Here is a 13,865-nt window from a genome sequence, read left to right as displayed (position 1 = left end):
CGAGATGCGGCTGCGCGCACTGCTGGACACCGATGCGCTGGGGCTGCGGCTGCTCGGCGGCGAGGACGAGCTGGACCGCTCCGTGCGCGGGGTCATGACGACCGACCTGCGCGATCCGAGCCGCTACCTGTCCGGGGGCGAGCTGGTGCTCACGGGCCTGGCCTGGCGCCGGGACTCCGCCGACTCCGAGCCGTTCGTACGGATCCTGGTGCAGGCCGGGGTGGCGGCGCTGGCGGCCGGTGAGGCCGAGCTCGGCGATGTGCCGGACGACCTGGTGCTGGCCTGCGCCCGGCACCGGCTGCCGCTGTTCGCGGTGCACGAGTCGGTGGCGTTCGCGACGATCACCGAGCACGTCGTACGGCAGGTCTCCGGCGAGCGGGCCGGTGACCTGGCGGCCGTGGTGGACCGGCACCGGCGGATGATGACCTCGGGCCCGGCCGGCGGCGGCCCGGACGTGGTGCTGGACCTGCTCGGCTCCGACCTGGACCTGCGCGCCTGGGTGCTGTCGCCGACCGGCCGGCTGATCGCGGGCTCGAAGGTGACCGGTCCGGCGCTGCCCGCCGAGACCTGCGCCCAACTCGCCGCCGAGCACCTGGCCGCCACCCGCTCCGGCCGGCGCGGCCCCTACCGGGTGCAGCTCGGCGGGACGACGTACTCCCTGTTCCCGATCCGCTCCTCCGGGCGGTCACCGCAGGCCGCCCGGGACGTGCGCGAGACGGTCCTGTCCGACTGGCTGCTGGCCGTCGAGGCGGACGCCGGGGACTGGCCCGAGGAGCGCCTGGACCTGCTGCAGGGCGTCACCCAGCTGATCGCCGTCGAGCGGGACCGGCGCGACGCGGCCCGCACCGTGCGGCGGCGGCTCGCGCAGGAGGTCCTGGAACTGGTGCAGACGGGCGCGGCGCCCGCCGAGATCGCGGCCCGCCTGCGGGTGGCGGCGCCGGTGCTGCTGCCCGGGCTCGGGGCGGCCCCGCACTGGCAGGTGGTGGTGGCCCGCATCGAGTGGGACGGCGGGGACGTCGAGGGCGGCCCGGTCGCCCAGTCGCTGCTGGAGGAGGTCCTCGTCGACCCGCTGGCCACCGGCCCGGAGCCCTCCGACCGCATCGCCGTCGCCCACACCGGCGACGAGGCGATCGCGCTCGTCCCGCTGCCGGCGGTGTCCTCCGAGCACGACGGCTCGGAGACGGGCCTGCTCGCGGACGCGCTGCTGCAGGCCGTACGGGAGTCGCTGTCGGCGGGCCTGGACGGCGACGGGCGGCTCACCCTCGGCGTCAGCGCGGCCGTGCACTCGGCGGAGGGGCTGCGCGGCGCCCTGGAGGAGGCCCGGCACGCCCGCCGGGTCGCCGCGGCCCGCCCCGGCCGGGTCTGCGCGGCCGGCCACCAGGAGCTGGCCTCGCACGTGCTGCTGCTGCCGTTCGTGCCCGACGACGTGCGCCGCGCGTTCACGGCCCGCCTGCTGGACCCGCTGCAGGACTACGACCGCCGGCACCGCGCCGAGCTGATCCCGACCCTGGAGGCGTTCCTCGACTGCGACGGTTCCTGGACCCGGTGCGCCACCCGGCTGCACCTGCACGTCAACACGCTGCGCTACCGGATCGGCCGGATCGAGCAGTTGACGGGAAGGGACCTGTCGCGCCTGGAGGACAAGCTCGACTTCTTCCTCGCCCTGCGCATGAGCTGAGGTCGGGCGGGTTCAGGGTGGCCGAACCACGTCACGGCCACGCCCCACGACTTTGTGAAAACTTTCACCCACCCTCTTGGCCCCGCCGGTGCATTGGTGCTGGAATGCCGCCACCACTCAACAGCTCGATGGCGTGCTCGGGGAGGGCAACGTGGCGCATCCCGCCATGTCTGGTAACGGAACGACCGCCGGTGACGATCCTCTCCAGACCGCGGTGTGGCGGCTGCGCTCGCGGGCCTGCTGGGCCGACGCGGCGGCCCTGCTGCCCGCCGACACCCCGGCCGGCTCGCTGCAGCGGGCCGCGCTGCTCGTGGAGCGCTGCCTGTACACGGAGCGGGGCTGGCAGGAGGCGGAGGACGCCCTGCGTACGGCGGAGGCGCTGGCGCACACCGACGACGAGCGGGGAGCCGCCGCCTGCGAGCGGGGCCAGCTGGCGTACGCGGCGACGCTGCACGGGGTGCGGGACCGGGCCGACGAGGCGCGGGCGGCGCTCGGGCGGGCGGCGGCGCTGATCCCTCCGGGGGCGGCGGGTAGGGCGTTGCTGGACTTTCGGCGGGGGTTGCTGGCGGAGAACCTGACGCGGGCACCGCAGGCCGCGCGGGCGGCCTATCGGCGGGCGCACGCGGGGGCCGCCGCCTCCTCCGACCCGTTTCTGCTGTCGTTCACGTGGCGTCACCTGGCGGGGCTCGCCCTGCGGGACGGTGAGGTGAAGGAGGCGCGGCACGGGTTCGCCGAGTCGCTGCGGATCCTGGAGGAGCTGGGGTACCTGGTCGGGACGGCGCCCGCGCTGGCCTCACTGGCCGAGACGGAGTCCGAGCCGGAGGCTTCACGGCTGCGGGAGGAGGCTCGGCGGCTGTTCCGGTTGCTGGGCGGCGTCCCCACATGGCTGGCCCGCCAGCTGACGCCGCCGGCTCCGGGGGTGGCTACGGCGTAGTCCGGCGGTGTGGGCGGTGGGTGACGGTTCCGTCGCCGGATGCGGGTGGGTGGGGGCTGATCGCGCAGTTCCCCGCGCCCCTGAGGCGAGCTGCCGTCCCGTGTTCGGGGTGCGACTGTGTGGGGGCCGGTCGCACAGCTCCCACGTGCCCCTGAGATGGGCTGCCGTCCCGTGTTCGGGGTGCGACTGTGTGGGGGCCGGTCGCACAGCTCCCCCGCACCCCTGAGGGTCGGTCGCGCAGCTCCCACGTGCCCCTGAGGTGGGCTGTTCGGGGTGCGGCGCCTCGTTGCGTGTCGTGGCGACCGCGCGCCCCGCGCAGGGATCAGCTCGCGCCTGCGAAGTGTTCGCCCACCAGGTTCCGGACCACGTCCAGATCGCGGGCGATCAGGGCGTCCAGGAGGGTGCCGTGCTCCGCCGCGTCCGCCAGCAGGTCCGCCCGGGCGTGCCGGACCGGGCCGCCGACCAGGGGCCACTGGGCGCGGCGGTGGAGGTCCTCGGCTATCCGGACGAGCTGCTGGTTGCCGGACAGCGACAGCAGCGCCCGGTGGAAGGCGCGGTCGGACTCCGCGTAGGTCGCCGGGCAGCCGGAGGACGCCGCGCGTGCCGTGTCCTCGGCGAGGGGACGCAGGGCGGCCCACCGCTCGGCGGGCACCGTACGGGCGAGGTGGAGCATCACCGGCACCTCGATCAGCGCCCGCACCTCCGCCAGCTCGGCCAGCTCCCGGGCGCCCCGCTCGATGACCCGGAACCCGCGGTTGGGCACGACCTCGACGGCGCCCTCGAGGGCCAGCTGCTGCATGGCCTCCCGGACCGGCGTCGCGGAGACCCCGAAGCGATCGCCGAGGACCGGCGCCGAGTACACCTCGCCGGGTCTCAGCTCGCCCGCCACCAGGGCCTTGCGCAGGGCGTCCAGGATCTGCCCGCGCACCGAGGAGCGCTGGACCAGGGGCCGCGGCTGCGAGATCGGTCGCTCACCGTGCGTGTGTTCGCCCCGCGCGCCCGGCAGGGCGGTGTCCCGCTCCCGGGCCGGGCCCGCCGCACGCGCCTGCGCCGGCACGCGGGCCTCACCCCGCACCTCGGCGGAGCCCTGCGCGCGCTGCTTCACGGGTCCTCCTCCGGGTGATCGGCACTTGGGGTCATTAACGTCAGGTTGTTACTTGTCCGTCAAGCACCTTAGGCGCACAAGGCGCCAGTTCAAACTCCCCCAGGAGGGATAAGGCCAGCCTTGCCTTCCCCGGCCGCCGGTCGAGGGCCGGAGCATCGCGCCGCGTCCACTACGATCATCGGCAGTCGAGACCCCCGGCCCGACGGGCAGGCACTTCACAACTTCCCCACTGTGCACGGGAACTTTCCGAGGAACCACCCGTACGGGTAGTCTTATTCGAACTCAACTCCCGCCCCTCACGCGGCAGTTCGAGCAGATCGTCGTCCTGGGCAACCCCTTGCACCTTTATGGCGGCCTCTTGCCCCGAAACCCCCTGAGGGCGCTCGGGTGTGGGCCACTATGGCGGGCGTTACGCCCTATCCCAATGCAAGGGACCCCTGATGAGACTGACCGACATATCGCTGAACTGGCTGCTTCCGGGCGGCGTCCTGCTCCTGGGCATGCTGGTCGCGGTGGCGGTGCTCGCGCGCGGCAAGCGCTCCTCCGGGGAGAGCGCGAGCGCGGACGACTCCTGGGAGCGCAGCGAGGAGCGCCGCAGACGCAAGGAGGCCATCTACGGCACCGCCTCCTATGTGCTCCTGTTCTGCTGTGCGGCGGTCGCGGCCGCCCTGTCCTTCCACGGCCTGGTCGGCTTCGGCGAACAGAACCTCGGCCTGACCGACGGCTGGCAGTACCTGGTGCCGTTCGGCCTGGACGGCGCGGCGATGTTCTGCTCCGTCCTCGCGGTGCGCGAGGCCAGCCACGGTGACGCGGCCCTCGGCTCCCGCATTCTGGTGTGGCTGTTCGCCGCTGCGGCGGCCTGGTTCAACTGGGTGCACGCCCCCCGGGGTGCCGGACACGCGGGCGCCCCGCAGTTCTTCTCCGGCATGTCGCTGTCCGCGGCCGTCCTGTTCGACCGCGCGCTGAAGCAGACCCGCCGGGCCGCGCTGCGCGAGCAGGGCCTGGTGCCGCGTCCGCTGCCGCAGATCCGCATCGTGCGCTGGCTGCGCGCCCCCCGCGAGACCTACCGGGCCTGGTCGCTGATGCTCCTGGAGGGCGTGCGCAGCCTGGACGAGGCCGTGGAGGAGGTCCGCGAGGACAAGCGGCAGAAGGAGGAGACGCGCCGGCGCCGTCGCGACCAGCAGCGCATGGAGCGCGCCCAGTTGAAGGCCATCAGCCGGGGCCACCGCGGCTTCGTCGGCAGGGGCGGCGGCCGCCAGGTCGAGGTCCAGGCGGTGGAGCGCGGCCCCGCTCCGGCCACTGCGGAGCCTGCCATATCCGCGCCGGAGCCGCTGCCCGTACGCTCTCGGCCCTCCCTGCAGCCGGTCCGCAAGGGCACTGAGCCGGTCACCGTCGACCTCACCGCGGAGGACGACACGATGGCCCTGCCCCGCCTGGACTCCCTGGAGCGCAAGCTCAAGGACCTGGAGCAGCAGTTCGGCTAGGGACGACGCAGCTCATCACGGGACGGGGCGTGACCGCGCGGGTCACGCCCCGTCCCGTTCGTGTGCTCGCCCCGCATCGCTCTCAGACTCTCGCTGTCGGGCTGCCGCTCTCAGGCGGCCTCGGCGCCGAGTTCGAACCACACCGACTTGCCCACACCGTGCGGCCGTACGCCCCAGGCGTCCGCGAGGGACTGCACCAGCACCAGTCCCCGGCCGTGGGTGTCCTCCTCCTTGTCCGGCACGCACAGGCGCGGCCTGCGGGCGACGAAGTCCCTTACCTCCACGCGCAGTCCGTGTGGCAGGACGACCGCGGTCAGGACGGCGTCGTCGTCGGTGTGGACGAGTGCATTGGTGACGAGTTCGCTGGTGAGCAGTTCGGCTATCTCCGAGCGGCCCGGCTTGCCCCAGTGCCGCAGCAGCAGGCGCAGTTCCCGGCGCGCCTCGGGCACCGCCCCGAGATCCGCCCGCCCCAGTCTGCGCCTGAGCTGGGTCGGATGCGCCCGTTCCGTGATGGTGTCGGTCTCTTCCCCCGCCTTCGCCGAGGAGGCCCCGATGGCCACGGGACCGCCTCCTCGTGCCTGCCTCTTCATGACCCCCGCCCGCACGCCGCTGGACCCTGCCCCTCCTGGTCGAACACGTTCACGGGGATCCATGCCCAGCGAGTCCGCGGGCAGTCATGGGGCCTCACCGACGGTCACCTGTTCGGCCACCGTCCGCGGCGCTCCCGCCCGGCCCGCGGAGGCCGTTGCACCCGCGCGCGGCCCGGCAGGAGCGCCGTACGGCGCCCCGCGCGCCCCAGCACGGGCGGTCCGGCACGTCTCGCACCCGCTGTCGACGGGTCGTCACCGGACGTGAAACTGGCCGGAAAGCGCCGTTCCAGGCGCCGGGTCACCGCAGGAGCGGGCCATCGCGGCGAAGTGGGGACGGGCGTCGGCGGTGCCGTACGGGGGCAGGCCCGCGACCGGCAGTCCGACTCGGCCCTCACAGGGGCCGCCGTTACGCCTCCCAGACGGCGGCCGCCGTACGGTCGTCGGCGTAGCCCTTGACCCGGACCTGGGCGTCCGCGAGGAACGCGGCGAGGCCGGGCGGGGGGCCGGACCAGCGGCGGGCCAGGTAGGCGCAGAGGGCGGGCTCGCCGCGCAGCGGGTCGGCGAGCCCGCTCGTGGCCATCACGAGCACGTCACCCGGACGGGCTACCGAGGCGCGGAACCGGAAGGGTTCGCGGGGCGGCTCGGGGGCGGGCTCGTACGGGCTCGGCGGGGTCGGGATGCCGAGGTCCATGGTGAGCCGGTCGCCCTGCGGGGTCTCGGCGGGCGCCGAGCCGAAGCCGGCGACGGGGGCGCCGGAGGTGTCGGCGGGGCTCACGCGGGGCTCGATGTCCTGCCACTCGCCGTCCCGGAGCCGGAACAGGCCCCCGTCGCCGGCGCCGAAGAACACGCGGGTACGGCAGTCGGGGTCGGCGGGCAGCAGCAGACAGCGCAGGCTCGCGGTGTGCTCGTCGGGGTCCAGGCCCTGGGCGACGGCGTCGGCGCGCAGCCGGCCGAGGCTGCGGTCGGTCAGCCGGTTCAGGCCCGACTTCAGCTCGCCGCGCCGGGCCGCCAGGATGTCGTCCACCAGCCGCTGATGACTGCGGCCCACGGCCCGCCCGATCAGCCGGCACGCCTCGGCCGCCGCCCGGTGCGCGCCGGGCGTGGCCCGCACGCCGGTCGCCACCGCGACGAGCAGCAGCGCGTGCTCCCCCGCCCCGAACCGCGCGGTCAGCAGCGCGTCCCGGCGCGGCTCGCCCCGGTACCGCGCGGAGTCTCCCCGCAAGGACACGGCCCGCACCGTACAGGCCCCGTACCAGGCCCCGTCCAGCACGGTGTCGGCGACCAACTCCCCCAGCCGGTCCGGATCAGCGGCGGGAAGCGCGGTGGGCTCGGGGTCGTAGGTGGGGGGCCCGGAACCGACGTAGTCGAGCGCGGAGGGGGGTACGGGGGGCGGTGAGGCCGGGGAGCGGACGGGTGTTGAGGGGTTGGGGGCGGCTGAGGGCTGGGGGTCGGCGGAGGGCTTGGGATCGGTGGAGGGCCTGGGGGCGGCTGAGGGCTTGAGGTCGGTGGAGGCCTTGGGGTCGGTGGAGGCCTTGGGGCCGGCGGAGGATGTGGGGTCAGCGGAGGCCTTGGCGGCGCTTGAAGGTTGAGGGTCGCTCGAAGGCGCGGGGTCGGTCGAGGGCCCGTAGTCGGTCGAGGACCGGGGGGCCGTGGAGGGCTTGGGGGTGCTTGAAGGCTGGAGGTCGCTCGAAGACCCGTAGTCCGTCGAGGACCCGTAGTCGGTCGAGGGCCGGGGGGCGGTGAGGGCCTGGGGGTCGGATACGGGCTGTTCGGTGCCGTGAGGTTGAGTGGCGGGGAAGCCTGTGGCCCTGGGGTCCGGCAGGGCGTCGGTGGGCTGGGAGGGAGCGGGGGGTGCGGGGTCCACCCTGTGCCGCGAGCCCGTGGGGAGGTCCGGCGTCTGCGGGGGCGCGGCGAGCTGGGGCTCGGAAGGCTCGGGTTCCTGCCCGGGTGGTGCTGTGGGGCCCGTCGGTGTCGGTGAAGCCGTCGGCGCGTCCTCGGGGGGAGGCACCGGTGGCGGGGTTGCCGTGCGTTGGGGTGGGAGCAGCGGGTCCCGGGGTGGTGGGGCGGGGCGCGCGGTGTCGGCCCCGGTCTCCCGTGTCCCGCTCGGGCGCCCCGTGACCGTGCTGCTCGCCGAGGCGTAGCGGTCGTCGAGGGAGTCCGGGGCGGGCGTGGGGCCCGTGTCCTCGGTGGAGTCGTCGTACAGCTGCTCCCACCAGTCGTCCTCGCGACGGGCGGGCCTGCCCCCCTGCTGGCTCATGCCCGTAATTGTCCACCGCACGGGCCGTATGAAAACGGGGCATCGGGAAAATCGGGCGCACCGACCCGCAAGGGCGGCGCGTCGGGGGACGGCCCGAACTGCCGTACGTCAGGCGGGTGACGACGTGAAGAGGCCGCCGGGCGGTCCCACGCTGGTACGCCTACGAGCGGGGCTGGGTCTGCCGCGATCAGGACCGGGACGGCGACGCCACCGCCTCCCGCTGACCATGGGCCGGCGTCAGGGCGTCGGCGACGGTGTCGGCGATGCGTCGCATGCCGGTGTCGTTGAAGTGCAGGTGGTCGCCGGGGTCGTAGCCGGGCAGGATCCGGTCGGGGGCGGCCGGGTCGCGTACGGCGGCGTCGGCGTCGGCGACGGCGTCGAAGGCGCCGCCGGTGCGGATGAACGCGTTGACCCGCTGCCGTACCGCCTCGCCGGACGCGGTGAAGGCGGGGTAGCCGCCGTACGGGGTGAGGGTGACGCCGACGACCCGGATGCCGCGGGCGTGGGCGCGGGCGACGAGCGTGCGATACGCGGCGGCGAAGGCGGCGGGATCGTCCGCCAGGGGGGTGCCCTTGATGTCGTTGATGCCCTCGAAGACGATCAGGACCCGCACGCCGGCCCGGTCCAGGGCGTCGGCGTCCAGGCGGGCCAGGGCGCTCGGCCCGGCGCCCTCGCGCAGCAGGCGGTTGCCGGCGATGCCGGCGTTGAGCACGCCGAGGCCGGGCAGGCGCTGGGCCAGCAGGTCGGGCCAGCGGTGGTTGGTGTCGGGGGTGGAGCCGTTGCCGTCGGTGAGGGAGTCGCCGAGCGCGACGACGCTGCCGGTGGCGGGGCCGAGGACGTCGACGCCGGTGACGTAGTACCAGAAGGCGGTGCGGGTGGTGTACGCCGAGCCGCTCTCGTCGGCGGTGTGGCCGGTGCCGGCGCGGGCCAGGTAGCTGGTCTGCAGCGCGGTGCGGTGGTAGGTGGCGGGGCCGGAGTCGGCCGGGGTGAGGACGGTGACCAGCAGGTCGGCGGCGGCCGGTACGCGCAGCGGCACCGGGTCGGTGAGCAGGTCCGTGCCCGGCGGGACGGTGGCGGTCGGAACGCCGTGGAAGGTGGCGGTGCGCAGGCTGCCGGGCACGGCGTCCGGCCCGGCACCGCGCCGCAGGGCGACCGTGACCGCGCCCAGCCGCAGCGGGGCGGTGCCGAACCGGTTGCTGACCCGGATCCGCACGGCGACGCCACCGGCGCTGAGGTGCACGACATTGCGGACGGCGGCACCGGGCAACGCGGGCGCGGTACCGGAGGGAGCCGCCTCCCAACTGCCGATCCAGGATGCCGGGGCGGGTACGGGGGCGGCAGCTCCGGCGATACCGGGGGCGGTCGGTCCGGGGATGCCGAGGGCGGGGGCGGTCGGTCCGGCGATACCGAGGGCGGGGGCGGTCCGTCCGGCGATACCGAGGGCGGGGGCGGTCCGTCCGGCGATGCCGGGCGCGGCGACGGGCTGGCCGGTGACATCGGATGCGGCTGCGGACCCTCCGGAGCCAGGCTGCGCGGTGACCGGCTGTCCGGTGATGCGGGACGCGACGGCGGACCGTCCGGAGACAGCCTGCGCGGCGGCGGCCCGTTCCGTGACGGCCGGCGCGGCGGCGGCCGTTCCGGAGAGACCCGTCGCGGTCGCCGCCGTGGTCGGCAGTGCCGTGAGCAGGAGCGTCGTGAGGAGCCGCCGGACCTTGCCCATGTGTGCCGCCCGCCCTTTCCCGTGGCCGTCGGAGGCGACCGTGCCACACGCCCGGCGCCCGGCACCGGAACCTCACCACCGGTCCACCCGCACGGCGTAGGACGAGAGCCCTAGGGCGGAGTGCCGATGTGCGGGGCGGGTGCGGGTGCTTGGCTGGCGTCATGACCGGATTCAGCGAGGCCGAAGTGTCGTACCTGCGCTCGCAGCGGCTGGCCCGGATGGCCACCGTCGATCCGCACGGGCAGCCGCAGGCGAACCCCGTGGGCTTCTTCCTCCAGGACGACGGCACGATCCTGATCGGCGGCTACGCGATGGGCACCACGAAGAAGTGGCGCAACCTGCGGGAGAACCCGAAGATCGCCCTGGTGGTGGACGACGTGGTGAGCGTACGGCCCTGGCGGGTGCGCGGGGTCGACATCCGCGGCGAGGCCGAACTCCTCGTCGGCCCGCACGAACTGGGCCCGCAGTTCAGCGAGGAGCTGATCCGCGTCCATCCCCGCCGGGTGCACAGCTGGGGGCTGGAGGAGAGCTAGACCTGTTCCGGGCCCTTGAGGGCGCCCTCCAGGGTCAGCAGCCGTACCTTGCGGTCGAGGCCGGCCGCGTAGCCGGTCAGGGAGCCGTCGGCGCCGATGACGCGGTGGCAGGGGCGGAGGATCAGGAGCGGGTTGGCGCCGATCGCGCCGCCGACCGCGCGGACGGCGGCGCGCGGTGCGCCGATCCGGGCGGCGATCTCGCCGTAGCTGGTGGTGGCCCCGTACGGCACGGAGTCGAGGGCGGCCCAGACCCGTTCCCGGAACGCGGTGCCGTCCGTCCGCAAGGGCAGCCGGAAGTCCTTGAGTTCACCGGCGAAGTACGCGCCGAGCTGCTCGGTGGCCTCCCGGAACGGTCCGGCATCCCGGCGCCAGTCGTCCCGCACGGTCCGGCGGCCCTTCTGGCCGGGCAGGGAGAGGGAGGTGAGCGCGCCGTCGGGACCTGCGGTGAGCAGCAGGTGCCCGAGCGGGGTGTTCACGTGCGTCCAGTAGGTCGTCGTCTCCATCAGTGCGTCAACTCTCCTGCCAGGTAGAGGTGTTGGGCGGCGTACGAGCGCCACGGGCGCCAGGTGTCGGGGGCGTCCGGGCCGGGCGGGGTGACGTCCGGGTCGCCGAGGGCGCGGACGCGCAGGGTGGCGACGGCGGCCGGGGTCATGCCGGGCAGGGCGCGCAGGGCCCGCTCTGCCTCGTCCCGGTCGGCGCCCGGATCGAGCCGCAGGGTCCCGTCGGCGAGGGCGGTGGCGAGCGCGCCGAGCGGGCCGCCGGGCTCGGCTCCGGCCAGTGCGGCGGGCTCCGGGAAGAGGTGGGTGAGGCTGCCGCTGGGCGCGTCGAGCGTCTTGCCGTACCGCCGGACCAGGTCGGCGGCCCCGGCCACGCCCACCAGCGCCCGTACGGCGGGCTCCAGCGGGTCGACGGCGCCGGGTGAGCGCAGGCCGGGCCGGGCGGCGACCAGCGGGGCGAGTCGTGGGTCGGCGCCGAGCCGTTCGTCGACGGCGTACGGATCCGCGTCGAGGTCGAACAGCCGGCGCAGCCGCTGCACGGCGGTGGTCAGGTCCCGGGGGTCGGTCAGCTCCAGCCGGGCGTCGAGCCAGCCGCCCGGATGGGTGCCGGTGCCCGCCCGGGGCGCCCGGGTGCGCTCGGCGACGGCGACGAGCGCGGTGCCGTGGGGCAGCCGCAGGGTGCGCCGGTAGGTACGGCCGCCGGGGGCGCCGCTCACCTCCTCGACACCGGGTACGGCCTCCCGCGCGAGCTGGTCGAAGACGACGCCGGCCTGGTAGGGGCCGCGGTGGGCGAGCCGGAGGGGGATGCCGGTGCCTGGGGCGGCCCGGCGGCCGTCCCTGCCCCGGGGTGCGGTGGCCCGCACCTCGGTCGGCGTCGCGTCGTACACCTCGCGGATCGTGTCGTTGAACTGGCGCACGCTGGCGAACCCGGAGGCGAACGCGATCTCCGTGACCGGCAGCTCGGTGGTCTGCAGCAGCACCCTCGCGGTGTGGGCGCGCTGGGCCCGGGCCAGGGCGACGGGTCCGGCGCCGAGCTCGGCGGTGAGCTGGCGCTGCACCTGCCGGGCGCTGTAGCCGAGCCGGGCGGCGAGTCCGGCGACGCCCTCGCGGTCCACGACGCCGTCGGCGATCAGGCGCATGGCCCGGCCCACGGCGTCCGCGCGGACGTTCCACTCGGCGGAGCCCGGCACCGCGTCCGGCCGGCACCGCCGGCAGGCCCGGAACCCGGAGCGCTGCGCGGCGGCGGCCGTCGGGAAGAACCGCACGTTGCGCCGCTTCGGCGTCACCGCCGGGCAACTGGGCCGGCAATAGATCCCGGTCGTCTCGACGGCGAAGAAGAACGCTCCGTCGAACCTCCCGTCCCGACTGCGCACCGCCTCATACCTGCTGTCCTCGTCCATCACGGTGTCCAGTCTGGATCGCGGCGGCGGACGGGGCTGGCGGAAATCGGACACACAGATGAGGACAGCGCCACCCGGCCCGCCCCACACCCCGACCGAGCCTCCGGACGGCTCCGGTCGGCAGGCCGCCACCGCGTGCCGGACGGAGTCCACCACACCCGGGGCGGGACGCTCCACCGCGCACCGGACGTGCCGCCGCCGGGCTCCGGCGGAGGCCGCCACGGCGCCGCGCGGGCCCACCGTGCCAAGGGCGGACGCCGTCCTCACGCCCCGGGGCTCCGGCCGGGCAGTCCTCACCGGTCACCGGCGGTCTGCCGCCGGGCACGGGGCGGGAGGAAGGCGGTGGGGGGCGGGCCGGACCCGTGGGGAGGCCGGCGCCGCGCCGGGAGGTCCGTCACCGCGCGCCGCCGGCGGGTGGCCGGCGGCGGGGGCGGGGTGCGTCGGGGGGCTAGTGGCGGCGGCCCCGTTTGGCCGCCAGCGCTGCTCGGCCCTCCGCTCCCTTCCGTTTCCAGTCGCGTCGAAGCTCCGCACGGACCCGCGCGTCGGTCTTGGCGACGATCCACTGGTTCTCCCGGAGCAGCTTGCGGTAGCTCTCCAGGCGGCGGACCGGAAGGTCGCCGTTCTCGACGGCGGAGCGCACCGCGCAGCCGGGCTCGGAGTCGTGCGCGCAGTCGTGGAAACGGCACTGCCCGGCCAGTTCCTCGATCTCCGCGAACACCTGCCCGACCCCGCTCTCGGCGTCGAAGAGCCCGACGCCACGCAGCCCGGGGGTGTCGATGAGCACGCCCCCGGAGGGCAGCGGCAGCAGGTTGCGGGTGGTCGTGGTGTGCCGTCCCTTGCCGTCGACGTCCCGGGCCGCCCGTACGTCCATGACGTCCTCGCCGACCAGCGCGTTGGCCAGCGTCGACTTGCCGGCACCGGACTGCCCGAGCAGCACGGACGTACCCGTGCCGACGAGGGCGCCGAGCACGTCGAGCCCGTCGCCGTGCAGCGCGCTGACGGTGAGCACGGGCACGCCGGGCGCGCTCGTCTCCACGTCCTGGACGAGATGGGCCAGCGTCACCGGGTCCGGCACGAGGTCGGCCTTGCTGAGCACGACCACGGGCTGTGCGCCGGACTCCCACGCCAGGGCCAGGAACCGCTCGACGCGCCCGAGGTCGAGTTCGACGGCGAGGGACACGGCGACGACGGCGTGGTCGACGTTGGCCGCGAGGATCTGCCCCTCGGACCGCTTGGAGGAGGTGGAGCGCACGAAGGCGGTGCGGCGCGGCAGATACGCGCGCACATAGCGGGGGTTGCCGCCGGGTTCCACGGCGACCCAGTCGCCGGTGCACACGACCCGCATCGGGTCGTGCGGGGTGACGAACGCGGTGTCGGCGCGCAGCACGCCGTCGGCCGTGACCACGTCGCACTGGCCACGGTCGACCCGTACGACACGGCCGGGCAGCAAGCCCTGCTCGGCATGGGGAGCGAACTCGGCTTCCCAGCCCTCGTCCCAGCCGTAGGCGACAAGAGGGTGCGACGAAGCCGAAGGAGAAGAGAAATTCAAGGGGAACCCTTCACAGGGGCGGCCCCGGCTCTGCGCAAGTGCGCGTGTGGGAAAGGTCAGCCGGAGACCACGGAGGTGGAGTGGATGAACTTCTGATTGCGGGCAGCGCCCATCACAG

At 75.1% G+C, this 13,865-nt stretch carries 11 protein-coding genes; 4 read left to right on the top strand and 7 right to left on the bottom strand.

The window, feature by feature from the left end:
* Window positions 1-4: 4 nt before the first annotated feature.
* Together ACZ404_RS12635 and ACZ404_RS12630 are read left to right on the top strand one after the other, a co-directional pair.
* Window positions 5-1,678 carry a PucR family transcriptional regulator gene (locus ACZ404_RS12635; protein ID WP_468438873.1) on the top strand — a complete coding sequence of 558 codons (1,674 nt, stop codon included), beginning with the start codon at window positions 5-7 and terminating at the stop codon, window positions 1,676-1,678.
* 166 nt (window positions 1,679-1,844) lie between these two features.
* A complete protein-coding gene (locus ACZ404_RS12630; protein WP_468438871.1) occupies window positions 1,845-2,612 on the top strand; it encodes a hypothetical protein in 768 nt (255 codons plus the stop codon).
* 322 nt (window positions 2,613-2,934) lie between these two features.
* Here ACZ404_RS12630 and ACZ404_RS12625 read toward each other — a convergent pair whose 3' ends face one another.
* Window positions 2,935-3,717 carry a GntR family transcriptional regulator gene (locus ACZ404_RS12625; RefSeq protein WP_468438869.1) on the bottom strand — a complete coding sequence of 261 codons (783 nt, stop codon included), beginning with the start codon at window positions 3,715-3,717 and terminating at the stop codon, window positions 2,935-2,937.
* A 440-nt stretch (window positions 3,718-4,157) separates the two neighbouring features.
* On the opposite strand from ACZ404_RS12625, the gene ACZ404_RS12620 reads away from it, so the two are divergent.
* Window positions 4,158-5,201 (top strand): DUF2637 domain-containing protein, encoded by a 1,044-nt coding sequence (locus ACZ404_RS12620; RefSeq protein ID WP_468438867.1) that lies wholly within the window; start codon window positions 4,158-4,160, stop codon window positions 5,199-5,201.
* Window positions 5,202-5,311: 110 nt separating this feature from the next.
* Here the strand turns inward: ACZ404_RS12620 and ACZ404_RS12615 are convergent, their stop codons facing one another.
* The 3 genes from ACZ404_RS12615 to ACZ404_RS12605 all read right to left on the bottom strand — a co-directional run bounded on the left by ACZ404_RS12615 (window position 5,312) and on the right by ACZ404_RS12605 (window position 9,768).
* On the bottom strand, window positions 5,312-5,761 hold the full coding sequence (locus ACZ404_RS12615; protein ID WP_468438865.1) for an ATP-binding protein: 450 nt from the start codon (window positions 5,759-5,761) through the stop codon (window positions 5,312-5,314).
* 436 nt (window positions 5,762-6,197) lie between these two features.
* Window positions 6,198-8,048, bottom strand: a complete 1,851-nt coding sequence (locus ACZ404_RS12610; RefSeq protein WP_468438863.1) for a protein phosphatase 2C domain-containing protein — start codon at window positions 8,046-8,048, stop codon at window positions 6,198-6,200.
* A gap of 187 nt (window positions 8,049-8,235) precedes the next feature.
* Window positions 8,236-9,768, bottom strand: a complete 1,533-nt coding sequence (locus ACZ404_RS12605) for a GDSL-type esterase/lipase family protein (RefSeq protein WP_468438861.1) — start codon at window positions 9,766-9,768, stop codon at window positions 8,236-8,238.
* A 161-nt stretch (window positions 9,769-9,929) separates the two neighbouring features.
* On the opposite strand from ACZ404_RS12605, the gene ACZ404_RS12600 reads away from it, so the two are divergent.
* Window positions 9,930-10,301 (top strand): PPOX class F420-dependent oxidoreductase, encoded by a 372-nt coding sequence (locus tag ACZ404_RS12600; protein WP_468438859.1) that lies wholly within the window; start codon window positions 9,930-9,932, stop codon window positions 10,299-10,301.
* Here ACZ404_RS12600 and ACZ404_RS12595 read toward each other — a convergent pair.
* The 3 genes from ACZ404_RS12595 to rsgA all read right to left on the bottom strand — a co-directional run bounded on the left by ACZ404_RS12595 (window position 10,298) and on the right by rsgA (window position 13,747).
* Window positions 10,298-10,804: a methylated-DNA--[protein]-cysteine S-methyltransferase gene (locus tag ACZ404_RS12595; RefSeq protein WP_468438857.1), complete on the bottom strand. Its 507-nt coding sequence runs from the start codon at window positions 10,802-10,804 to the stop codon at window positions 10,298-10,300. The genes ACZ404_RS12600 and ACZ404_RS12595 overlap by 4 nt on opposite strands.
* Window positions 10,804-12,198 carry a bifunctional transcriptional activator/DNA repair enzyme AdaA gene (locus ACZ404_RS12590; RefSeq protein ID WP_468439001.1) on the bottom strand — a complete coding sequence of 465 codons (1,395 nt, stop codon included), beginning with the start codon at window positions 12,196-12,198 and terminating at the stop codon, window positions 10,804-10,806. The genes ACZ404_RS12595 and ACZ404_RS12590 overlap by 1 nt, the downstream gene beginning before the upstream one ends.
* Before the next feature lie 448 nt (window positions 12,199-12,646).
* Window positions 12,647-13,747, bottom strand: a complete 1,101-nt coding sequence (gene rsgA / locus ACZ404_RS12585) for a ribosome small subunit-dependent GTPase A (protein ID WP_468438855.1) — start codon at window positions 13,745-13,747, stop codon at window positions 12,647-12,649.
* Window positions 13,748-13,865: the final 118 nt, after the last annotated feature.

This window comes from Streptomyces sp. NPDC030798 (genome assembly GCF_055572275.1).
This window is presented reverse-complemented; position numbering and strand designations above follow the sequence as displayed.

Bases quoted from the DNA above. Each gene is read 5' to 3' on its own strand.
- ACZ404_RS12635 (WP_468438873.1), top strand. From the start codon at position 5: ATGCGGCTGCGCGCACTGCTGGACACCGATGCGCTGGGGCTGCGGCTG.
- ACZ404_RS12630 (WP_468438871.1), top strand. From the start codon at position 1,845: ATGTCTGGTAACGGAACGACCGCCGGTGACGATCCTCTCCAGACCGCG.
- ACZ404_RS12620 (WP_468438867.1), top strand. From the start codon at position 4,158: ATGAGACTGACCGACATATCGCTGAACTGGCTGCTTCCGGGCGGCGTC.
- ACZ404_RS12610 (WP_468438863.1), bottom strand. From the start codon at position 8,048: ATGAGCCAGCAGGGGGGCAGGCCCGCCCGTCGCGAGGACGACTGGTGG.
- ACZ404_RS12605 (WP_468438861.1), bottom strand. From the start codon at position 9,768: ATGGGCAAGGTCCGGCGGCTCCTCACGACGCTCCTGCTCACGGCACTG.
- ACZ404_RS12600 (WP_468438859.1), top strand. From the start codon at position 9,930: ATGACCGGATTCAGCGAGGCCGAAGTGTCGTACCTGCGCTCGCAGCGG.
- ACZ404_RS12595 (WP_468438857.1), bottom strand. From the start codon at position 10,804: ATGGAGACGACGACCTACTGGACGCACGTGAACACCCCGCTCGGGCAC.
- ACZ404_RS12590 (WP_468439001.1), bottom strand. From the start codon at position 12,198: ATGGACGAGGACAGCAGGTATGAGGCGGTGCGCAGTCGGGACGGGAGG.